The organism is Neisseria mucosa (assembly GCF_003044445.1).
Taxonomy (GTDB): Bacteria; Pseudomonadota; Gammaproteobacteria; order Burkholderiales; family Neisseriaceae; genus Neisseria; species Neisseria mucosa_A.
In genome coordinates, this window is record NZ_POWX01000013.1 from 53247 (window position 1) to 75580 (window position 22334).

The window sequence follows — 22334 nt, forward strand, 5'->3', positions numbered from 1 at the left end:
AATATCGACAAAACCGTCCAAACGCCCGACCCGGTCGGACGCTCGAACGGCATTTATCGTTAACGCGGGCAGATTTCGCTTTGGCTGAAGAAGTAGGCAATCTCGATTGCTGCGTTTTCCAGACTATCAGAGCCATGTACAGCGTTTACGCTCAGGGATTCTGCAAAATCCGCACGTATCGTACCGGGAGCAGCTTCGGCAGGGTTAGTCGCGCCCATCAGCTCACGGTTTTTTGCAACAGCATTTTCACCTTCCAATACCTGAATCATCACAGGACCGCTGGTCATAAAGGCAACCAAGCTGTCGTAAAAAGGACGCTCTTTGTGCACAGCATAAAACTCTTGGGCTTCGCGCACGCTGAGGTGCTTCATTTTGGCAGCGACAATACGCAGTCCGTTGTCTTCAAAACGGCTGTAAATTTTGCCGATTACATTTTTACCTACAGCATCGGGTTTAACGATGGAGATCGTGCGCTCAATAGCCATATTATGTCCTTGTTTTTATTGCGTTGTGCAATAGTCTGAGGTTGAGGAAAATGAACTGCTATTTTATCAAATTTCAGTTTGCTTTGGGAAAAGCTACTCTTTTTTCTTTGCCTAAATCTTATTTTTTCAACGTCAGATGCGGCTGTTCCAAATAGACTTCCGATTGCATTTCCACCATACGGCTGGCAGTGCGGGTAAATTCTTCGGCAAAATCGCCCTCGACATAAATATCGTTTACGCCTACCGCGCTGGTTGCACAGAGTTTCACTCGGAAATCGTACAGTACATCAATCAGCCAAGTAAGGCGGCGCGCTTCGGCTTTTTCCTGCGGAGTCAGGCGCTCCAATCCTGATACGAACACCATTTCATAATGTTCGGCCAGATAGAGGTAATCGGCTTGCGAACGCGGTCCAAAGCATAAAGCGCGGAAATCGAACCAAATGGCGCGATCGGATTGGGCTTTGTGCGGAATTTCTCGCCCGTGTATCACGCTGACGCCGGGATTCAATTCGGCAATTCCCGCCATTTCTTTAAATAACGCAGCCAATTTTTGCTCATTTTCTTCATTGTTGGGAACGAAGAAAATCTCGGCAGGACGTAAAGTGCGCAAACGGTAGTCTTCTCCGCCATCAACATTTAAGACGGTCAGGCTGGATTCAATCAGCGCAATGGTCGGCAGAAAACTGCTTCTGTTTTGACCTTGGGGATAAAGTTCAGACGGAGCATAGTTGGAAGTTGCCACCAAAACTACGCCTTCGCTCAACAAGTTTTCCAGCAGGCGACCCAGAATCATCGCATCTGCAATATCGCTGACGTGGAATTCGTCAAAACACAATACACGGGTTTCTTTGGCGATCTCGGCAGCTACTGCCTTTAAAGGATTAGCTTCGCTTTTCAAGTCTTTCAAACGCTTATGGATTTCCGCCATAAAAGCATGAAAGTGGACACGGCGTTTGCGGCGGTATGGTAAGCAGCCGAAAAAAGCGTCCATCAAAAAACTTTTGCCGCGACCCACGCCGCCATAAAAATACAAACCTTTCGGCACTTGAGGAGAGCGCAGGCTGCGTCCTAGAAAGCGATTGCGTTTGCGTTTGAACATCATCAGTTCCGTCCACAAACGATCCAAATATTCAATTGCCCGCGCTTGTGCTTCATCGCGGATAAAATTTGGTTGTTCGGCTGCAGCCTGATACCAAGTCAGCGGGCTGTGGTTCTCAAACGGAGGGGCGACAAACAGTTGACCTCTATCACTCATATCTGACCTTTATTATGTTTTTGGGTTTGACAATTACGTTTTATAGTAGATTAAATTTAAACCAGTACGGCGTTGCCTCGCCTTGCCGTACTATTTGTACTGTCTGCGGCTTCGTCGCCTTGTCCTGATTTAAATTTAATCCACTATATCAACGGGCAATCATTAAAAGAAACGTATTATAGATGATTTCAGACGACCCTATGAATTTTCCATTACAAATTCCACACAAATTCCGAAAACAATAGAGAACCATATTTTCAGACGAAAAAAAAACGCCGCATTTCTGCGGCGTTCGTTTATTCAGGTTTAGTTGGCATTTTCTTGTAAAGCCAAGTCCACTCGTTCGCGCAATTCCTTGCCGGGCTTGAAGTGAGGGACGTGTTTTTCAGGCACTTCCACACGTTCGCCGGTTTTGGGGTTGCGACCGATACGGGCCGGGCGATGGTTCAAATCGAAGCTGCCGAAGCCACGGATTTCAATACGCTGACCGCGAGCCAGCGAGCGGGTCATGGTATCAACCAAAACCTTTACGCTGTATTCAACGTCTTTTGCCAGCAATTGGTTACCGTTTTTCTCGGCAAAAACTTCTGCCAAACGAACCATTAATTCAGACTTCGTCATGTCTGCAACCTTATTCTTGGTCGCCGGACAGTTTCGCTTTCAGCAAGTCGCCGAGGCTGGTAGTACCTGCGCTGGCGGTTGCAGCAGCGTTGACTGAATTCAGGGCTTCGCGGTTTTCTTTAGCGTCTTTAGCTTTAACAGACAGGCGGATGCTGCGGTTTTTGCGGTCGACGGTTACGATAACGGCTTCAACCTCGTCACCTTCTTTCAGTTTGGTGGTCAGGTCTTCAACGCGGTCGGCTGCGAATTCGGAAGCAGGCAGGTAGCCTTCTACTTCGTCAGACAGGGCAACAACGGCACCTTTGGCATCAACAGATTTCACAGAACCTTTAACCAAAGAACCTTTGTCGTTTACGCTGATGAAGTTACCGAAAGGATCGCCTTCCAGTTGTTTGATACCCAAAGAGATGCGCTCTTTGTCAACGTCGATTGCCAATACAACGGCTTCAACTTCTTCGCCTTTTTTGTATTTGCGTACAGCTTCTTCGCCGGCTTCAGTCCAAGACAGGTCAGACAGGTGAACCAGACCGTCGATACCGCCGGGCAGACCTACGAATACGCCGAAGTCAGTGATGGATTTAACTGCGCCGGAGATTTTGTCGCCTTTGTTGTGGTTGGCGGCAAATTCTTCCCAAGGATTGGCTTGGCATTGTTTCATACCCAAAGAGATACGGCGGCGGTCTTCGTCGATTTCCAGAATCATGACTTCGACTTCGTCACCCAGTTGAACAACTTTGCTTGGGTGTACGTTTTTGTTGGTCCAGTCCATTTCGGAAACGTGTACCAAGCCTTCGATACCTTGTTCGATTTCAACGAACGCACCGTAATCAGTCAGGTTGGATACTTTACCGAACAGGCGGGTACCTTGTGGGTAACGACGGGTCAGACCGCTCCAAGGATCTTCGCCCAGTTGTTTCATGCCCAAAGAAACGCGTTGTTTGTCTTGATCGAATTTCAGGACTTTGGCTTCAACTTCTTGACCGACTTCCAAAACTTCGCTCGGGTGTTTCACACGGCGCCATGCCAGGTCGGTGATGTGCAACAGACCGTCGATACCGCCCAAGTCAACGAACGCACCGTAGTCGGTGATGTTTTTAACGATACCTTTGATGATAGAGCCTTCTTGCAGGTTTTCCAGCAGGGCTTTGCGCTCTTCACCCAAAGTAGCTTCCAGAACGGCGCGGCGGGAAACCACGACGTTGTTGCGTTTTTTGTCCAGTTTGATGACTTTGAATTCGATTTCTTTGCCTTCAAAGTGGGAAGTGTCTTTAACGGGACGTACGTCAACCAAAGAACCCGGCAGGAATGCGCGGATGCTGTTGATCATAACGGTCAGGCCGCCTTTGACTTTGCCATTGATAACGCCGGACAGGATGTCGCCGTTTTCCATCGCTTCTTCCAAAGCGATCCAGTCGGCAGCACGTTTGGCTTTTTCGCGGGACAGTTTGGTTTCGCCGAAGCCGTTTTCAACGGACTCGATGGTAACGGTAACGAAATCGCCAACTTTAACTTCAATCTCGCCCTGAGCGTTTTTGAATTCAGCAACGTCAATCAGAGATTCTGATTTCAGACCTGCGTTTACAGTGACGAAGTTTTGATCAATGCCGACTACTTCGGCAGTAATCACTTCACCTGGGTTCATCTCTTGCAGGGTAAAGCTTTCTTCAAGCAGCTGGGCAAAATTTTCCATAGTCATATATACTCTTTTCGGTACACCGCCAAGGGGTGCAGGGTAGGTTGGAGAATGCCTGCCGCCCTTGGCACGGCAGGCTTTGAAAATAAATATTTCAGACGACCTTTAGATGCTCCAAAGGTCGTCTGAAACAAAACGCAGGGATTATACCCTAATTTTTAAACTTTATGATACCAATCAAGCACTTTTTTTACAGCTTCTTCGATACTCAGCCCGCTTGTATCCAAAAGCTCCGCGTCGGGAAGCTGCTTTAAGGGGGCGACACTGCGGCGGCGGTCCGCTTCATCGCGTGCTTCGATGTCCGACAAAATCCGTTCAAATTCCAAGCCTTCGCACGGAATGCCGATTTGTTTGGCGCGGCGTTCCGCCCGTATTTTCGCACCTGCGGTCAGGAAAATCTTTAACGCCGCATCAGGGAAAACAACCGAACCCATATCGCGCCCATCGGCGACCAAACCTTTTTCCGTCAGAAAATCACGCTGCCGCTGCAAAAGCGCAGTACGCACTTTCGGCAACTGTGCCACCGCAGAAGCGCCCATACCGATTGCTTCGCTGCGGATTTGTCCTGAAACGTCTTCATTATCCAAAAATACTTGCGAGCCTTCAAAACGGGCGGGCAGATTTTCCGCCAATGCGGCAACCGCCTCTTCATCGCTCCATTCCACATCCCGTTTCTTCGCATACAGCGCGGTCAGGCGGTATAACGCGCCGGAGTCCAGATAATCAAATCCCAAAGCCTGAGCGACGCGGGAAGCGACTGTCCCTTTCCCTGACGCACTGGGTCCGTCGATAGCGATGACTTTTTGTTTGGTATTCATATTTTAACTTTCTGAATAATGTAGAAGGTCGTCTGAAAACAGATACACCGGAAATATCTTAACTTTTGCGAATATACAGGTAATGGTTAAAGTTCCAGGACGACCTGGAATTTTACAGGGGTAATGTTAAAAAGCAAATTTGACTATTCGTCAGTTACTTCACCAGAAAAGGTCGTCTGAAAGCCCTATTTTTGGTTTTCAGACGACCTTTCTATCTATTCCTTTTTAAGCCAACAATTCCCGCCAGCGTTTCACTTGAAAGCGGACTTGCTCCGGTGCGGTTCCGCCCAAGTGGTTGCGCGCGTTTAGGCTGCCTTCGGGTGTCAGTACGCCGTACACGTCGTCTGAAATCAGGTTGCTGAAACCTTGCAGGATTGCAAGCGGCAGTTCGCTCAAATCAACGCCCGCTTGGTCGGCATGGCGTACGGCTTGGGCAACGACTTCGTGGCTGTCGCGGAAAGGCATGCCTTTTTTCACCAAGTAATCCGCCAAATCGGTGGCGGTGGCAAAGCCCTGCATCACGGCGGCGCGCATATTGTCGGGTTTGACGGTCACGCCGCGCATCATGTCGGCGTAAATCCGCAGGGTGTCGATGAGCGTGTCGGCGGTGTCAAACAGCGGTTCTTTGTCTTCCTGATTGTCTTTGTTGTACGCCAAGGGCTGAGATTTCATCAAGGTAATCAATCCGATAAGGTGTCCGATGACTCTGCCGGATTTGCCGCGCACGAGTTCGGGAACGTCGGGATTTTTCTTCTGCGGCATGATGGACGAACCCGTACAGAAACGGTCGGCGATGTCGATAAAGCCGAAACGCGGACTCATCCACAAAATCAATTCTTCAGACAGGCGGCTCAGGTGAACCATAATCAGCGAGGCGGCGGCGGTGAACTCGACGGCAAAATCGCGGTCGGATACGGCATCGAGCGAGTTTTGGCAGATTTGTTCGAAACCCAACAATTCGGCGGTGATTTCGCGCTGAATCGGATAAGTCGTACCGGCAAGGGCGGCAGCACCAAGCGGCATACGGTTGACGCGTTTGCGACAGTCGGTCATGCGCTCGAAATCGCGTCCGAGCATTTCGACATAGGCGAGCATGTGGTGTCCGAAGCTGACGGGCTGGGCGACTTGCAGATGGGTAAAACCGGGCATGACGGTTTCGGCGTTTTGTTCCGCCAAATCGACCAAAGCCGTTTGCAGGCCTCGAATCAGGTCTTGAATAACGGTAATCTGGTCGCGCAGCCACAGGCGGATATCGGTGGCAACTTGGTCGTTGCGGCTGCGTCCGGTGTGCAGGCGTTTGCCCGCGTCGCCGATTTTGTCGGTCAGGCGGCGTTCGATGTTCATGTGGACATCTTCCAAATCCAGAGACCAAGAAATAGTACCGTCCTTGATTTCTGCTATAATCTCCGCCATTCCGTGACGGATCGCCGCCAAATCTTCTTCACTCAAAACGCCTGATTGAACAAGCATTTGCGCGTGCGCCAGCGAACCCTGAATGTCCCACTCGGCAAGCCGTTTATCGAAATCGATCGAACCGGTGTATTTTTTTACCAGTTCGGAAACAGGCTCGTTGAAACGGCCAGACCAGGTTTTGTCCTTACTCATGGTTTCATCCTCAGATAAAATAACAGAGCCGCTAAGGCTCGTATAAACGCATTAAAAGAAAACGGTTGGAAATATTTTATGTCTATTATACGTCAAATCAACAATACATTCGCCGCCCCGGACCTGCGCAATTCCGCGACGGTCGTGCGCCTTTTGATTATTGTCTTGGGCAGTCTGTTTTTTCTGCCCTTAATCAGCGATTCCTCACTCTCCTATTCCGCAGAAATTTACCATCACTCCAAATGGATTTTCCCCGTACTTTTGGGTATTTTGATCAAAGCCTATTTTGTCAATATATTCGTACCTTCCATCAAAGAAGCACCCTACGGCGTCATCATTACCTATCTTTTGAACCTGTCGATATTTGTGATTGTTGATTTTGTCGTTTTAAAAACGAATGGCAGATCGCTCTCGCAACATTTTTTCCTGTTCAACCTTTTCCTGCTCGGGCTGATGTATTACGAAGCTTCGCGCCGGAACGGCCTTGCGCCTTCGATTTCCGAAGCCCGCCTTAGCGCGCTGACCGCCCGCATCCGCCCGCATTTCCTGTTCAACAGCCTCAACGCCGCCATCAGCCTCATCCGCCTGCGTCCGTATGATGCGGAAACCCTGCTGGAGAACCTCGCCAACCTCTTCCGCGCCCAACTGCGCGACGGCAGCCAAAGCAGCACTTTAGGACAGGAAATCGAATGGGCGCAGGAATACATCGCCATCGAACAAATCCGCATGGGCCATATGCGCGTGCAGGTAATGTGGCAGCACCAGGCGCCCGATGACGCGGAAACACCGCACCTCCTGCTCCAACCCCTTTTGGAAAACGCGGTCTTCCACGGCGTCGAATCGACCCACCGTCCCGGTATGATTACCGTGTTTACCAAGCTCAACAAATCATCCATCTACATCCGCATTGAAAACCCGTACACCCCGCCCGAAAGCAGCGAAAACGCCAAACCGCACAAAGGCAACTCAATGGCATTGCACAACCTCAAAGAACGCCTGACGCTGATGTACGACAACGATGCCAAAATCCAAAGCCGCCAACTCGACGGCATCTTCCGCGTCGACATCCGCCTGCCTTACCGCAAAAAAGCCTCTGATGTGAACAGGCTGTTCGGTTGAGAAAACATCATCGAATATGACAACAAAGGTCGTCTGAAAACCCGATTGAAAAGGGTTTTCAGACGACCTTTTTGTTTTAATAGCCTTGATTTACTCTGCAGGCGGCATTTGGGCGGCGGTTTCCAGCATCCATGCTGTGGTTTCGGCGAAAGCGGGGCGGGCGAGATGTTTGGCGGCGTAGCGTTGCAATACGTCGGATTCATCGGCGGGCAACACTTTCCAATTTTGCGTTAAGTGCAGAATCAGCGCGGAGCAGTACAAATCCATCGCGGTAAAGCTGTTGCCGACGATGTAGTCGCGGTTTTTCAAGTGTTCGCGCAAGGTGTTCCATGCGGTATCGAAATCGCCGTAACCGATTTGGCGGCGGCATTCGGGCGTATCGACGGGCAGGTTGTGCAGTTTGTTGAAGGCTGCGTATTCGAGGTGCATCAATATGCACATCCAGCGGTAGTATTCGCCGCGCTCCAACGTACCTGCGGCGGGGATGAGGTGTTTGTCGGGGAATTGTTCTGCCAAAAAGGTAATGATGGCGGTCGATTCTGTCAGTACGGCATCACCGAATTTCAGTGCGGGGACTTGCCCTTGTGGATTGATGGCGAGATATTCGGCGGATTTCATTTGCGCGCCGAACTGGACGGGTACGACGGTGTATTCCGCACCGCATTCTTTGAGCATCCATACGACGTATCTGCCGCGTGAAAAGGGATGGGTGTAGAGCGTGATGTTTTGCATGTTTCTTCCTTTTGCACGATGAATGGTTTTGGCGAAACCCATACGGCGGGTTTTCAGACGACCTCATCAATAGGCGATGCTTTTTGCTGCTTCGTTCAAACCGTTTTCCAAAGATTCCAGCATGGCGGTATAACCGTCGCCTTGTTGCGGGGTGGTAACGTCAAACGGTTTGTTGCGCCCGTCCGGCCACAGGGCGTAGCCGCTGACGGTAGTCTGCCCCTGATAGCTGCCTTGGAAGGCTTCGATATAGATTTTCAGGGTTTGGCTGCTTTGGCTGCGCGAGGCGGGAACGAAAGTATGGCGCGGGTTGAGGCGGTTGAGTTTGTTGCTGAGGTTTGCCGCCAACGCGCCGTCAAGAGGCGCCGCCCAAAGGTGGTTCTTCGCCAGATTCACATGATACGCATCGGTTTGGTAAACGAGGCCGCCGTTGGCGAGCGGTTCGGCAAGGTTGACTTTGACCGCGATTTCACTGCCTTGCGCCGCCGGCCGGATGTATTGGCTGTCGGGCAGGACGAAATATTGCGGGCTTTGCGCGGTGCCGCAGGCGGCAAGCGTCAGGGCGGCGGCAATCGGGAAGAGGCGCATTATCGGCTTCCTTTCGGGATGGGGTCTTTGCTGCTGCTGTTGAAAATCAGCGCATTGGGTTTTTCTTTTAAAGTATTAATGACGGGCTGTACGTCTCTGAGGGTTTTGTCCAGGCTTTGCAGGGTATTTTGCACGTCGCCGTAGATGGGTGATTGCGGCGATACGCCTTGCAGGGTCTGGCGCAATTCTTTCAAGGTTTGGTTCAGCTCGTTCGGAATGTTTTGCGTTTGTGGTTTGCCAACCAGTTTGTCAATGGAGCTTAGGGCGGCATTGGCAGATTTGAGGGTGGATTTGAGTTCGGCAAGCGAGCCGTTCAACCCGGCAACGGTTTTATCCAACGCCAGATTGTTGAATTTCTCTAACAAATCCGCCACTTTTGCCTGCAAATCATCCAAACCGCCGCCTTGTGTGGCAATGACGGTATCGCCTGCGTAAACGGTGTGCGGTCGCAGCTTGGGCGAAGACGAGGGTTGGTCGGTCAGTTCGACCATTTTGCTGCCGGTAATCAAATTGTTGCTGGAAATGGTGGCGGTCAGACCTTTGCCCAAAGCGGCTTGGAATTGTTGTTTCCAATGTTCTTTGCTTTGTTCGTCGGCATTGATTTCCATGCGCGACGGCTCGATGCGGATACGCACGGGAATCCAGCCGTTTTCAAACAGATGCAGGCTGTCGTTGCGGTCGAAATAGGGAACGTCGGAAACCACGCCCACATTCAGTCCTTTATATTCGACGGGCGAACCGGCGGTCAAGCCGCGCACGGACTGTTTGAAAAAAGCGGTGTAATACAACGAACGGTCGTCGGGCAGATTTGCCACTTCGCTGCGGCTGTCGTAAAGCGTGAAACTGTCTTCACTTTTCACATTTTTGCTGTTTTTGGTTTTCGGCGAATCAAACGAAATTGCGCCGGACAGCAACGCGGGCAAAGGAGCGGAATTAAGTTTCACGCCACTGCCTGTGGTTTCGATATTGATGCCGCTCTCCAGCCAAAAGCGGCTTTCCGAATTAATCAGTTTGTCGTTCGGGCTTTGGATGAAGATGGTGTAATGCACGGTTTGGTCGGCAGGCTCGAAATGCGCGCTTTCTACCTGTCCGACCATAAAGTTTTCATAAAGCACGGGGCTGCTGACGTTGAGGATTTTGTCGTTTTGACCGACCAGCTTCAGGCGCAGGCCGCTTTGTCCGATGGCGGCAATCGGCGGGATGTCCTGCACTTCAAATACGTCCTTCGTTTCATTGCTTTTGCCGGGCGTAAACGCGATATACGAGCCGGACAGGAGCGTGCTCAAACCGGTTACGCCGCTTTGGTCGATGCGTGGTTTCACCACCCAAAACTGCGTATCGCTGCGGATGAGGTCTTTCGCATCGGCGTTAAGCTGGGCGGTGACTTCCACGCCTTTTTGGTCGTCGCGCAGCTTGATGCGGGTAACGTGTCCGACATCGACGTTCAATACTTTAATCACCGTGTTGTTGACTTCAATGCCTTCCGCGCTGTCCATCAAAAGCGTTACCACCGGACCTCGGTTGCGGATGTCTTTCACCAGCAGCCAGCCGCCTGCAATCAGCGCAATCAGCGGAATCAGCCACACGATAGACGTGAAGACATTGGTTTTTTTAACACGCGCGGGTGCGCGATGTGTTTGAGAAGAATCGTGTTTTTTCATTGTTTCTGGTTATCGTCGGAATCGGGGTCGTCTGAAAGCTGCTGCTGCCTGTCCCAAATCAGGCGGGGGTCGAAATAATAGGCAGACAGCATGGTCAATACCACCACCAGGCAGAAATAAACCGCCGCCCCGCCGGGGACGACGCGCGCCATGTTGGTGTGGAACGAACTCATCAAAATAATAATCACAAAAATATCGATCATCGACCAGCGGCCGATGGATTCGGTAATCCGGTAAAGCACCGACATTTTCGGCGCGCTCATCGGCGGTTTGAAATAAGCAGACGCAATCAAAACCGCCATCGCGATAATCTTCAATACCGGCACCAAAATACTCGCGCTGAAAATAATCACCGCAATCAGCCTGTCGCCGTCGTTCCACATATACACAATGCCGTTGAAAATCGTATTGACTTCCAGCGCGGTAGGGTTCGACGAAATCATAATCGGCAGAATATTTGCGGGGAAATACAGGATAAACGCCGCAATCAAAAACGCCAGCGAAATGCTCAGGCTTTTCGGGCGGCGGCGGTACAAATCCGCACCGCAAACCTCGCAAGGCTGCTCGTCTTTATCGCGGAAATACAGGCAGCGGCTGCAACAAATTTTGTCTTCAGATGCCGCTTGTACCGCATCCCCGCCCGTCAGCCTGTGGATTTTATAATAAACCCAATGCTGCGGAATCGAGACCGAAGTCCGAATCAGCATGACCGACAGCGCAAACATCAAATAAAACGCCGAGCCGAATTCAACCTCCGCCACAGACGAGAGCTTGATATACGCCACCAAAGTGGAAATAAAAAACACATCCACCATAATCGCATGGCGCAGCCTGACCAAAACCCGCGTCGCAAACCGCAGCGCAGGATACGCCTGCTCGCGCACCAGTGCGGTATAAACGTACAGGCAGAGCAGCAAAAACAATACCGGCGCGCCGAAAGTGAGGACGAACATCACTTCCGCCAGAAAGCCGTAATCCTGATAAATCAAAAGCCGCATCATTTCCGGCAGCGACAGGACGGATGTTACGCCGAAGAGTTCCACGCGGATATAAACCATGCTGTACGCAAACGCCATCAAAATCAGCGAAGTCGTCGCGTAAGCCAGCGGCGCAACATAAGGATTGTTTTCCACCTCGACCACTTCATGATTGCACACCGGACAATGCGCTTCCTGCCCCTGCCGCAGGCGCGGAATATCCATGCGGTTGCCGCAGTCCGGGCAATCCACCGTATGCGCCGGCAGCGATGCATCGGGCAGGTAGGATTTATAACGCCACCAGCGCGTATAGCTAGGAATCGGTTTCATGGGAAAAGGGGGAGGACGGAAAAGTGTATAGAAAGACTCGGCATTATAAGGGAAAACAGAAAGATAGCCTAACCTCACTAAATATCAAGACATCAAAATATCAAGGCATCAAAAGGTCGTCTGAAAACATTGCTGTTACTGCCTATATCTGACAAGCCGGAGTAAATCAAAACAGTAAATATCTACATTGTTATAGCGGATTAAAATAAAAATGAGACAAAGCAGCAACGGGTGCCGTTTACGGGTAGTATATAAGGGCGTTGGCAACGCTGTATCATTGCAATTTTAATCCGCTATACCACCACCCTCTCCTGTAATCTTTTCACTCAAAAATGCCTGATTCAAAAAACTGGGCTACTTTTCCACAATAAAATAAAAGGTCGTCTGAAAATAAGTTTTCAGACGACCTTTCAAACATATAACCCAATTAACCCAAATCAAACGCTTTGTGCAGGACGCGGGTGGCGAGTTCCATGTATTTCTCGTCAATCAAGACGGAAACTTTGATTTCTGAGGTAGAAATCATTTGGATGTTGATGCCTTCTTCGGCGAGGGTGCGGAAGATTTTGGCGGCAACGCCGACGTGCGAACGCATGCCCAAGCCGACTGCGGAGACTTTGCACACGGTGTCGTCGCCGTCGATGGCGGCTGCGCCGATGCTGTCTTGCAGTTTGGTCAGGATTTCGATGGTTTGTTTGTACTCGCCGCGCGGTACGGTGAAGGAGAAATCGGTAGTGCCTTCGCTGCCGACATTTTGGATGATCATATCGACTTCGATGTTGGCATCGGCAACCGCGCCTAAAATCTGATAGGCGACGCCGGGTTTGTCGGGTACGCCGCGCACGTTGATGCGGGCTTGGTTTTTATCGAATGCGATACCGGTTACGGCAGCTCTTTCCATGTTGTCGTCCTCTTCAAAGGTAATTAAGGTGCCGTTGCCGCCGTCTTGCAGGCTGCTCAGTACGCGCAGGCGCACTTTGTATTTTCCGGCGAATTCTACTGAACGGATTTGCAAAACTTTCGAACCGAGGCTTGCCAGTTCGATCATTTCTTCAAATGTAACCGTATCCATGCGGCGCGCTTCAGGCACGACGCGGGGGTCGGTGGTGTAAACGCCGTCTACGTCGGTATAGATTTGGCATTCGTCCGCTTTGAGGGCCGCGGCGAGCGCAACGGCGGAGGTGTCGGAACCGCCGCGTCCGAGCGTGGAAATATCGCCTTCGCTGCTGATGCCTTGGAAGCCGGCGACGATGACGACTTTGCCCTCGGCGAGGTCGGCGCGCATTTTTTCGTCATCGATGCTTTCGATGCGGGCTTTGGTGTGGGAAGTATCGGTTTTGAGGGCGACCTGCCAGCCGGTGTAGCTTTTGGCATCCACGCAGATGTCTTTCAATGCCATTGCCAAAAGGCCGATGGTCACTTGCTCGCCGGTGGACAAGACTACGTCCAGCTCGCGCGGATCGGGATGCTCCTGCATTTCGTGCGCCAGCGCAACCAGGCGGTTGGTTTCGCCGCTCATGGCGGATACGACGACAACGATGTCGTGTCCTTCGGCGCGGGCTTTGGCGACACGTTTGGCTACGTTTTTAATGCGTTCGGGTGAGCCTACTGATGTGCCGCCGTATTTGTGTACGATTAACGCCATGTTTCGTGCTTTCTGTTTGAGATTGGTAGGGCAGCGCGGTGCTGCAAAGTCGAAATCTTCCCGTCTGCTTGAGCGAGTTTTCACGCTGCGGCAAAAGGCGGGCAAATCTTTGTGTATTTTACTGTCGTTTACATGAATTTCAAAGATAAATTGGATTTTGGCGGCAAATAGGCCGTCGGATAGCGGAGGTCGTCTGAAAATATGGTTTCAGACGACCTTTTGCTGCAGAACCAATAGTTAAATCACGTTATATTTTCCCATTCAATTAGCACAAAAGCCTAATTGTTAAGAACTATTTAATTTGAAGGGATATTGAATTAATGCGTCTAGAAGCGGTATAGTGCCATTTATTCAGATTCAAATAATAGACATAGGAAAGGAATTTCATTATGCAAATCAGCGCACGCAACCAATTCAACGGCATCGTTAAAGACATCCGCAACGGCGCGGTCAACAGCGAAGTAACCGTATCCCTGCCGACCGGACAGGAAATCGTAGCAGCCGTTACTTGCGAGAGCGTCAGCAACCTCGGCTTGGAAAAAGGCAAGGCTGTTGTGGTGCTGATTAAGACGGGCAGCATCTTGATTGCCAACAATCTCGACAATATCAAACTTTCCGCACGCAACCAGTTGTCAGGCATCATCAGCCATATCGAACGCGGCTCGGTCAACAGCATCGTTGATTTGGACTTGGGCGATGGCTTGGCTTTGAGCGCAGGCATTACCGTGAAAAGCAGCGATTTGCTGAATCTGGTACCCGGCCAAAAAGCAACGGCTGTTTTCAAGGCAGGCGCGGTTATTTTGGGCGTATTGGCATAATCCGAACTGTCCGATTCAAAAAAGCCGTCTGAAACTTCAGGTTTCAGACGGCTTTTTTATCATTTTCAGGATACCGTTATCCGACAGAGCGAGATAGTTTTAATGCGTTTTGCTGATGCGCGGTTAACTCGGCAATGCCTTTTTGCGCCAGCGCAATCAGTTTGCCCAATTCATCGAGGCTGAACGGCGCGCCTTCCGCCGTGCCTTGGATTTCGATGATTTTGCCCGAAACGGTCATAACGATGTTGACGTCGCTGTCGCAGCCGGAGTCTTCGGGGTAATCCAAATCCAAAAGCGGTACACCGTTCACGACGCCTGCAGAGACGGCGGCAACGGCTTCGCGGATGGGATTTTCGCTGATGAGGTCGTCTGAAAGCAGCTTGTTGACCGCAATTTGCAGTGCGACGAATGCGCCGGTAATAGACGCGGTGCGCGTTCCGCCATCAGCCTGAATCACGTCGCAGTCAATTAGGATTTGGCGTTCGCCCAGTTTTTCCATATCTACGACGGCGCGCAGCGAACGCCCGATCAGACGCTGGATTTCCTGAGTGCGACCCGACTGCTTGCCTGCCGTGGCTTCACGGCGCATACGCGAGGCGGTGGACGCGGGCAGCATCCCGTATTCGGCAGTAACCCAGCCCTGCCCCTTGCCGCGAAGGAACGGCGGAACATTTTCGTCGATGGAAGCGGTGCAGATAACTTTGGTGTTGCCGCATTCGATCAGGCACGAACCGTCGGCGTGCGGCAGGAAGTGCGGGGTGATTTTGATGTCGCGCAGGCTGTCGGCAGCGCGTGAAGTGCGGGTGTAACTGCTCATGATTTGTCCTTTGGGGAAGCGGTGAAAATTTGTGGTCGGTATTATACGGGATTCGGCGGGATGGCTGCTTAAGGTCGTCTGAAATCGTTTTCAGACGACCTTATTCTATATTGTGTTATAGTCCCTCCACTTTCACTCGTATTTTGAAACGGAGTAAAACCATGACTCAATCCATCCATATCCACAGTATGACCGGCTTTGCCAATGCCGCAGGCGAATGCGGCGGCAAGCGCGTGAACTTGGAAATCCGCGCGGTGAACCACCGTTATCTGGATGTCCAATTCCGTATGCCTGAAGAATTGCGTTATCTGGAAGGCGCGTTGCGCGAGAAAATTGCGGCTTCGGCCGCACGCGGCAAACTGGAATGCCGTATTCAGTTGCAGGACGCGGCAGTCGGCGGGCAGAGTTTGGAAACCAATGAAGAATTGGTGAAACAGTTGTCCGATTTGAACAAAACTTGGCGCAAGGAACACGGTTTCGGCAAGCTGACAGTCGCTGAAGTGTTGCGCTTTCCGGGTGTATTGGCAGGTCAAAGCGAAGACCCCGAAGCTTTGGCGAAAACCGTGCAAGAGCTGTTGGACGAAGCGTTGAAAGAGTTTGCCGCCGCCCGCAAACGCGAAGGCAAAAAACTCGGCGAACATCTGTTGCAACGTTTGTCCAGCATGGAAGAAATCGTGGATGCCTTGAGCGAACTGTTCCCCAGCCTGCTTCAGGCGCATATGGACAAGGTGAACGCGCGTTTGGCGGAAGCAGTCGGCAATATCGACAATGACCGTTTGCAACAGGAATTTGCGCTGTTTATCCAAAAATCCGATGTTGACGAAGAATTCAGCCGCCTGCGCACGCACATCGCCGAAGTCCGCCGCATCGTTACGGAAAACAAAGGCAGCGCGGGCAAACGCTTGGACTTCCTGATGCAGGAATTGAACCGCGAAGCGAACACGTTGGGCAGCAAAGCGATCGCGGCGGAATGCACGCAGGCTTCGGTCGAACTGAAAGTTTTGATCGAGCAAATGCGCGAGCAGGTTCAAAACATCGAATAAGCCTTCAAAAATAAAACAAAGGTCGTCTGAAAAGCCATTTTCTGCTTTTCAGACGACCTTTTTTGATACCGCAATCCGTGCCCTGCCCTGTTGTTCATCATACTGCCCCACCCTATTTACCAAACCTCCCTCCCCTGCTTTTCAGACGACCTCCTGCCCGCTATAATACGCTTGCAAATTATTTGCATTATCATTTAATTCAGGAGAAACACATGAGCACCCGTACCGAACACGACACTATGGGCAATGTCGAAGTCCCGTCCGAAGCCTATTGGGGCGCGCAGACCCAGCGCAGCCGCAACAATTTCAAAATCGGCGGCGAAACCCTGCCGCAGCCGCTAATTTATGCTTTGGCGCTGGTGAAAAAAGCCGCAGCCGCCACTAATGTTTCCCTCGGCAGGATTAAGCCCGAACAGGCGGATTTGATTACGCAGGCGGTGGACGACGTGTTGAACGGCAAGCTCGACGGGCAATTTCCTTTAGTGGTTTGGCAGACCGGCTCCGGCACGCAGTCCAATATGAACATGAACGAAGTGCTGGCGAACCGCGCCAACGAAATCGCCGGTACGGGGTTGGCGGCGTACCAGCCCGTCCATCCCAACGACCATGTGAACCACGCGCAATCAACCAACGACGCGTTCCCGACCGCCATCCACGTCGCCGCCGCGATTGAAATCAACCGCCACCTCATTCCCGCCGTCAAAGCCCTGCGCGACACGTTGGACAAAAAAGCCAAAGAATTCGCCCCCATCGTCAAAATCGGCCGCACCCACTTGCAGGACGCAACGCCGCTGACTTTGGGACAAGAATTTTCCGGCTACGTTTCCCAGCTCGACCACGGCTTAGGCCGTCTGAACGACGCGCTCAAAGGTTTGTACGAACTCGCTTTGGGTGGCACGGCGGTCGGCACGGGCTTGAACAGCCATCCCGAATACGCCGAAAAAGCCGCCGCCAAACTCGCCGAACTGTCCGGCCTGCCGTTTGTCAGCGCGCCGAATAAATTTGAAGCCTTGGGCGGACGCGATGCCGCCGTTGCCGCTTCGGGCGCACTGAAAACGCTGGCGGCGAGCCTGAACAAAATCGCCAACGACATCCGCTGGCTGGCAAGCGGCCCGCGTTGCGGTTTGGGCGAAATCAAAATCCCCGAAAACGAGCCGGGTTCGTCCATCATGCCGGGCAAAGTCAACCCGACCCAATGCGAAGCGATGACCATGGTGTGCTGCCAAGTGTTCGGCAACGACGTCACCATCGGCATGGCGGGCGCGTCGGGTAATTTCGAGCTGAACGTCTATATGCCCGTTATCGCCTACAACCTCTTGCAATCCATCCGCCTGTTGGGCGATGCGTGCAACAGCTTCAACGAAAACTGCGCCGCCGGCATCGAACCCGTGCCGGAAAAAATCGACTATTTCCTGCACCATTCCCTGATGCTCGTTACTGCGCTGAACCGCAAAATCGGCTACGAAAACGCCGCCAAAGTCGCCAAAACCGCCTACAAAAACGACAAATCGCTGCGCGAAACCGCCGTTGAGTTGGGCTTGCTGACAGGCGAAGAGTTTGACGAATTGGTCGTCCCCGCCGATATGGTTCATCCGCGCTGATTGATGGTTTGAAATACGGCAAAGGTCGTCTGAAAACCGGGATTGGTTTTCAGACGACCTTCTTTATCTCAACAGCCATATCGCTCGCTTTCTGCAATTTTCAGACGACCTTTCGATAAATCCCGTTGCGAAAAGCATTATAATCACCGCAATCTCAGTTCAACCGCCCTACCCCCGAAAGGTTCGCATGACCACTTATTCCCTCTTCGTTACCTGCCCGCGCGGTCTCGAAGCCCCTTTATCCCAAGAACTCGAACAACTCAAATGCCAAGACATCCGCGCCGTTGACGGCGGCGTCGCGTGCAAAGGCGGTATGGAGCAGGTGTACCGCATCAACCTGCATTCGCGCACCGCCAGCCGTGTGTTGCTGCGCCTGACCAAAAGCGGCTACCGCAACGAGCAAGACATTTATAAAGCGGCGAAAAATATCCGCTGGACGGATTGGTTCGACTTGGAACAAACCTTCAAAGTCAAAGTAGAAGGCAAACGCGCCCAAGTCAAAAGTTTGGATTTCGTCGGGCTGAAAATCAAAGACGCCGTATGCGACGTGTTCCGTGACGCTTGCAGCGCGCGTCCCAGCGTCGGCAAAATCCGCCCCGACATCCGCATCCATGCCTTTATTGACGAGCGCGACATTCAAATTTTCATCGACACATCCGGCGAAGCCTTGTTCAAACGCGGCTACCGCCAAGACACAGGCGAAGCGCCGATGCGCGAAAACTTGGCGGCGGGCTTGCTGCTGCTGGCGGGCTATGACGGTACGCAGCCTTTTCAAGACCCGTTTTGCGGCAGCGGCACTATTGCTATCGAAGCCGCGTGGATTGCTACCCGCCGTGCGCCCGGTTTGATGCGCCGTTTCGGGTTTGAAAAGCTGAAAAACTTCGATGCCGCCCTTTGGAAAAAGCTGAAACACGAAACCGAAACACAAATCCGCCCCGCGCCTGCCCCGATTTCAGGCAGCGACAACGACCGCTATATGATTCGTGCCGCCGTTGCCAACGCCCAAGCTGCCGAAGTGGACACGTTCATCCGTTTTGAAGTCAAAGACGCGCAGGACAGCCGTCCGAACGGAGAAGGCGGTATTTTGATTTCCAATCCGCCGTACGGCGTCCGCCTTGCCGAAGTCCAAGCCCTGCAAGCCCTTTATCCGCAGTTGGGCGCGTGGCTGAAGCAGCATTACGCGGGCTGGCTGGCGGGAATGTTTACCGGCGACCGCGATATGCCGAAATTCATGCGCCTTTCGCCCAAACGCAAAATCCCGCTTTACAACGGCAACTTAGACTGCCGCCTGTTTTTGATGGATATGGTCAAAGGGTCGAACCGATAAATATAATAAAAGTCGTCTGAAACAGATTTGGCGGGTTTCACCAAACGTTTCAGACGACCTTTTGACAAAAAATCAGTATTTCACCGAATCATTGCCGCTGTTTTTCTGAATAAACTCGATTTTATAGCCGTCGGGATCTTCAACAAAAGCAATAACGGTTGTGCCGTGCATCATCGGCCCTGCCTCGCGCACGACTTTTCCGCCCATCTCTTTTACACGTTCGCAAGCTTTATAAGCATCGTCCACTTCGATAGCGATGTGGCCGTAGCCGTTGCCCAAATCGTAGCTTTCGGTATCCCAGTTGTGGGTCAATTCCAAAACCGTATTTTCAGCTTCGCTGCCATAACCGACAAAAGCCAGCGTGAAACGGCCTTCCGGGTAATCGTGGCGGCGCAAGAGCTTCATCCCCAAAACGTTTTGATAAAAATCCAAAGATTTTTCAAGGTTGCCGACGCGCAGCATGGTGTGGAGCAGGCGCATGATTGTGTTCCTTTTATATGTTGTTAAAACAGGATTTTAACACGAAACGCAAGCCCTAGCCCGTATCAATGGCGGCAAACATAAACTTTCAGACAACCTTTACCGCAAAAGTAAACCATCCGCCGCAGCTATTGCCAGCCGTCGAAAAATTCGCTATAAGGGGATTATATGAAACATATTAACATTTATAGCGAATTAACTTTAAACCAGTACAGCATTACCCTCATTGTCCTGATTTAAATTTAATCCACTATACATACAGACAACCCAAAAAAGGATTCAGAGATGAAAATCGGTATCCCACGCGAGTCATTATCCGGCGAAACCCGCGTCGCCTGTACGCCTGCCACCGTTGCCCTGTTGAGCAAACTGGGCTTTGAAACCGTTGTCGAAAGCGGCGCAGGTTTGGCGGCAAGTTTGGATGATACGGCTTTCCAAACAGCAGGCGCGACCGTTGCCGACAAAGCGACGGTTTGGGCATGCCCTTTGCTTTACAAAGTCAACGCGCCGTCCGAAGGCGAGCTGCCGCTGCTCAAAGAAGGGCAGACCATCGTCAGCTTCCTGTGGCCGCGCCAAAACGAGGCCTTGGTCGAAGCCTTGCGCGCCAAGAAAGTCAACGCGCTGGCGATGGACATGGTGCCTCGTATTTCCCGCGCGCAGGCTTTGGACGCTTTGTCTTCGATGGCAAACATCAGTGGCTACCGCGCCGTGATTGAAGCTGCCAACGCTTTCGGCCGTTTCTTCACCGGGCAAATTACTGCCGCCGGCAAAGTGCCGCCCGCGCAAGTTTTGGTGATTGGTGCAGGTGTGGCAGGTTTGGCGGCGATCGGTACGGCAAACTCACTCGGCGCAGTGGTGCGCGCATTCGATACCCGCTTGGAAGTGGCGGAGCAAATCGAATCGATGGGCGGTAAGTTCCTAAAACTCGACTTTCCGCAAGAATCGGGCGGCAGCGGCGACGGCTACGCCAAAGTGATGAGCGACGAATTTATCGCCGCCGAAATGAAGCTCTTTGCCGAACAGGCGAAAGAAGTGGACATCATCATCACCACCGCCGCCATTCCGGGCAAACCCGCGCCCAAGCTGATTACCAAAGAAATGGTGGAAAGCATGAAATCCGGCTCCGTCATCGTTGATTTGGCGGCGGCGACGGGCGGCAACTGCCAACTCACCAAGCCGGGCGAATTGTTCATAACCGATAACGGCGTGAAAATCATCGGCTACACCGACATGGCAAACCGCCTTGCCGGACAGTCTTCCCAGCTTTACGCCACCAACTTGGTCAACCTGACCAAGCTGTTAAGCCCGAACAAAGACGGCGAAATCACGCTGGACTTCGAAGACGTGATTATCCGCAACATGACCGTTACCCGCGACGGCGAAATCACCTTCCCGCCTCCGCCGATTCAAGTTTCCGCCCAGCCGCAGCAAACGTCGTCTGAAAAAGCCGCGCCTGCCGCCAAGCCTGAGCCGAAACCCGTTCCCCTGTGGAAAAAACTCGCGCCCGCCGTCATCGCCGCCGTGTTGGTGCTGTGGGTCGGCGCGGTTGCACCCGCAGCATTTTTGAACCACTTCATCGTCTTCGTCCTCGCCTGCGTCATCGGCTACTACGTCGTCTGGAACGTCAGCCACTCGCTGCATACCCCGCTGATGTCCGTAACCAACGCCATCTCCGGCATCATCGTCGTCGGCGCACTGCTGCAAATCAGCCAGGGCAACGGTTTCGTGACCCTGCTTGCGTTCATCGCCATCCTGATTGCCAGCATCAACATCTTCGGCGGCTTCTTCGTAACGCGTCGGATGTTGAACATGTTTAGGAAAGGGTAAACCATGACTTTAGCCTATTGGTGCATCCTGATTGCATCGCTGCTGCCGCTGTTTTGTTCCTTCATCGCCAAAGCGCAGGGCGGTTTTCAGCCGTCGGACAACCGAAATCCGCGCGATTTCCTCGCCCGCACGCAAGGCTTGTCGGCGCGTGCCAATGCCGCGCAGCAAAACGGTTTTGAAGTGTTCGCCCCGTTTGCCGCCGCCGTTTTGGTGGCACACGCCACAGGCAACGCCGAACAAGCGACCATCAACCTTTTGGCAGTATCGTTCATTGCCTTCCGCATCGCTTATATTTTCAGCTATCTGAAAGACAAACCAAGCCTGCGTTCGGCAATGTGGACGGGCGGATTTGTCTGCACCATCGGGCTGTTTGTAGCCGCTGTCTGACAGCGGGGTCGTCTGAAAACGAGCGACGTAAGTTTTGGCAACACCGTTTCAGACGACCTAGAAGTCAGCTTTCAAATATAAGGAGTTCGATCATGAAAGCAAAATGCCTGTGCGGCAACGTATCTTTAGAAGTGGAACACGACAAACACGTCCATGCCTGCCATTGCTCAATGTGCCGCATTTGGGGCAGCGGCGCCACGTTTTCGCTGATTGCCGCCAAACCGCCGAAAATCGACGGCGGTGAAAACATCGCCCGCTACCATTCGTCCGAATGGGCGGAACGCGCGTTCTGCAAAAACTGCGGTACACACCTGTTCTACCATTTCCTACCGAACGACAGCTATTTCGTCTTCGCCGGACTGTTTGCCGACAACGCCGATTTCAAATTGGAAGAGCAGATTTTCATCGACGCCAAAGCCCCGTATTACGAACTGGCAAACGACACGCCCAAGCTGATCGAAGAAGAATTTTTGGCACAATTCGGCGGCGAATAGGAAACCCGATACAG

Annotated in this window: 21 protein-coding genes; 8 read left to right on the top strand and 13 right to left on the bottom strand. The window is 52.1% G+C overall.

Annotation, left to right across the window (positions count from 1 at the left end; translation table 11 throughout):
• Positions 1 to 59 precede the first annotated feature (59 nt).
• The 6 genes from ndk to argH form a co-directional block, all read right to left on the bottom strand.
• Positions 60 to 485, bottom strand: a complete 426-nt coding sequence (ndk, locus tag DBY90_RS08415; RefSeq protein WP_003744626.1) for a nucleoside-diphosphate kinase — start codon at positions 483 to 485, stop codon at positions 60 to 62.
• Between the two features lie 118 nt (positions 486 to 603).
• Complete coding sequence (gene zapE, locus DBY90_RS08420) at positions 604 to 1740, bottom strand: cell division protein ZapE (RefSeq protein ID WP_107986992.1); 1137 nt, start codon at positions 1738 to 1740, stop codon at positions 604 to 606.
• Between the two features lie 306 nt (positions 1741 to 2046).
• Positions 2047 to 2361 carry an integration host factor subunit beta gene (locus DBY90_RS08425; protein ID WP_003744632.1) on the bottom strand — a complete coding sequence of 105 codons (315 nt, stop codon included), beginning with the start codon at positions 2359 to 2361 and terminating at the stop codon, positions 2047 to 2049.
• 10 nt (positions 2362 to 2371) lie between these two features.
• The gene (rpsA, locus tag DBY90_RS08430; protein ID WP_003744633.1) at positions 2372 to 4057 is read right to left on the bottom strand and encodes a 30S ribosomal protein S1; all 1686 of its coding nucleotides are present in this window, start codon (positions 4055 to 4057) and stop codon (positions 2372 to 2374) included.
• Between the two features lie 155 nt (positions 4058 to 4212).
• Complete coding sequence (gene cmk / locus DBY90_RS08440) at positions 4213 to 4872, bottom strand: (d)CMP kinase (RefSeq protein ID WP_107986994.1); 660 nt, start codon at positions 4870 to 4872, stop codon at positions 4213 to 4215.
• Between the two features lie 225 nt (positions 4873 to 5097).
• The gene (gene argH, locus DBY90_RS08445; protein WP_070492703.1) at positions 5098 to 6477 is read right to left on the bottom strand and encodes an argininosuccinate lyase; all 1380 of its coding nucleotides are present in this window, start codon (positions 6475 to 6477) and stop codon (positions 5098 to 5100) included.
• A gap of 78 nt (positions 6478 to 6555) precedes the next feature.
• Here argH and DBY90_RS08450 point away from each other — a divergent pair, with 78 nt between their 5' ends.
• The gene (locus DBY90_RS08450) at positions 6556 to 7596 is read left to right on the top strand and encodes a sensor histidine kinase (RefSeq protein ID WP_060974944.1); all 1041 of its coding nucleotides are present in this window, start codon (positions 6556 to 6558) and stop codon (positions 7594 to 7596) included.
• Positions 7597 to 7686: 90 nt separating this feature from the next.
• Here DBY90_RS08450 and DBY90_RS08455 read toward each other — a convergent pair whose 3' ends face one another.
• The 5 genes from DBY90_RS08455 to DBY90_RS08475 form a co-directional block, all read right to left on the bottom strand.
• Complete coding sequence (locus DBY90_RS08455) at positions 7687 to 8328, bottom strand: glutathione S-transferase family protein (RefSeq protein WP_070492702.1); 642 nt, start codon at positions 8326 to 8328, stop codon at positions 7687 to 7689.
• A gap of 66 nt (positions 8329 to 8394) precedes the next feature.
• The gene (locus DBY90_RS08460; protein WP_070492701.1) at positions 8395 to 8913 is read right to left on the bottom strand and encodes a PqiC family protein; all 519 of its coding nucleotides are present in this window, start codon (positions 8911 to 8913) and stop codon (positions 8395 to 8397) included.
• Positions 8913 to 10574, bottom strand: a complete 1662-nt coding sequence (gene pqiB, locus DBY90_RS08465) for an intermembrane transport protein PqiB (RefSeq protein WP_070492700.1) — start codon at positions 10572 to 10574, stop codon at positions 8913 to 8915. Before pqiB ends, DBY90_RS08460 begins: the two co-directional genes overlap by 1 nt.
• Positions 10571 to 11881 carry a paraquat-inducible protein A gene (locus DBY90_RS08470; protein ID WP_070492699.1) on the bottom strand — a complete coding sequence of 437 codons (1311 nt, stop codon included), beginning with the start codon at positions 11879 to 11881 and terminating at the stop codon, positions 10571 to 10573. Before DBY90_RS08470 ends, pqiB begins: the two co-directional genes overlap by 4 nt.
• A 427-nt stretch (positions 11882 to 12308) precedes the next feature.
• On the bottom strand, positions 12309 to 13526 hold the full coding sequence (locus tag DBY90_RS08475) for an aspartate kinase (protein ID WP_107825712.1): 1218 nt from the start codon (positions 13524 to 13526) through the stop codon (positions 12309 to 12311).
• A 389-nt stretch (positions 13527 to 13915) separates the two neighbouring features.
• Between DBY90_RS08475 and DBY90_RS08480 the strand changes: the two genes are divergently transcribed.
• Positions 13916 to 14344, top strand: coding sequence for a TOBE domain-containing protein (locus tag DBY90_RS08480; RefSeq protein ID WP_107986996.1), 429 nt, complete (start codon positions 13916 to 13918; stop codon positions 14342 to 14344).
• A 76-nt stretch (positions 14345 to 14420) separates the two neighbouring features.
• Here DBY90_RS08480 and rph read toward each other — a convergent pair whose 3' ends face one another.
• Positions 14421 to 15161 (bottom strand): ribonuclease PH, encoded by a 741-nt coding sequence (gene rph, locus DBY90_RS08485; protein WP_107986998.1) that lies wholly within the window; start codon positions 15159 to 15161, stop codon positions 14421 to 14423.
• A 161-nt stretch (positions 15162 to 15322) separates the two neighbouring features.
• Here rph and DBY90_RS08490 point away from each other — a divergent pair, with 161 nt between their 5' ends.
• The 3 genes from DBY90_RS08490 to DBY90_RS08500 all read left to right on the top strand — a co-directional run bounded on the left by DBY90_RS08490 (position 15323) and on the right by DBY90_RS08500 (position 19132).
• Positions 15323 to 16204: a YicC/YloC family endoribonuclease gene (locus DBY90_RS08490; RefSeq protein WP_049226195.1), complete on the top strand. Its 882-nt coding sequence runs from the start codon at positions 15323 to 15325 to the stop codon at positions 16202 to 16204.
• Positions 16205 to 16416: 212 nt separating this feature from the next.
• Positions 16417 to 17805: a class II fumarate hydratase gene (gene fumC, locus DBY90_RS08495; RefSeq protein WP_070492698.1), complete on the top strand. Its 1389-nt coding sequence runs from the start codon at positions 16417 to 16419 to the stop codon at positions 17803 to 17805.
• Between the two features lie 187 nt (positions 17806 to 17992).
• Positions 17993 to 19132, top strand: coding sequence for a THUMP domain-containing class I SAM-dependent RNA methyltransferase (locus tag DBY90_RS08500; RefSeq protein WP_070492697.1), 1140 nt, complete (start codon positions 17993 to 17995; stop codon positions 19130 to 19132).
• Between the two features lie 72 nt (positions 19133 to 19204).
• On the opposite strand, the gene gloA is transcribed toward DBY90_RS08500, so the two are convergent.
• Positions 19205 to 19612 carry a lactoylglutathione lyase gene (gene gloA, locus DBY90_RS08505; RefSeq protein ID WP_003744137.1) on the bottom strand — a complete coding sequence of 136 codons (408 nt, stop codon included), beginning with the start codon at positions 19610 to 19612 and terminating at the stop codon, positions 19205 to 19207.
• Positions 19613 to 19897: 285 nt separating this feature from the next.
• Between gloA and DBY90_RS08510 the strand changes: the two genes are divergently transcribed.
• The 3 genes from DBY90_RS08510 (at position 19898) to DBY90_RS08520 (ending at position 22320) form a co-directional block, all read left to right on the top strand.
• Complete coding sequence (locus tag DBY90_RS08510) at positions 19898 to 21439, top strand: Re/Si-specific NAD(P)(+) transhydrogenase subunit alpha (protein WP_070492696.1); 1542 nt, start codon at positions 19898 to 19900, stop codon at positions 21437 to 21439.
• Between the two features lie 3 nt (positions 21440 to 21442).
• The gene (locus DBY90_RS08515) at positions 21443 to 21826 is read left to right on the top strand and encodes an MAPEG family protein (RefSeq protein WP_003776050.1); all 384 of its coding nucleotides are present in this window, start codon (positions 21443 to 21445) and stop codon (positions 21824 to 21826) included.
• A 92-nt stretch (positions 21827 to 21918) separates the two neighbouring features.
• Positions 21919 to 22320, top strand: a complete 402-nt coding sequence (locus tag DBY90_RS08520) for a GFA family protein (protein WP_107987000.1) — start codon at positions 21919 to 21921, stop codon at positions 22318 to 22320.
• The last annotated feature ends 14 nt before the right edge of the window (positions 22321 to 22334 follow it).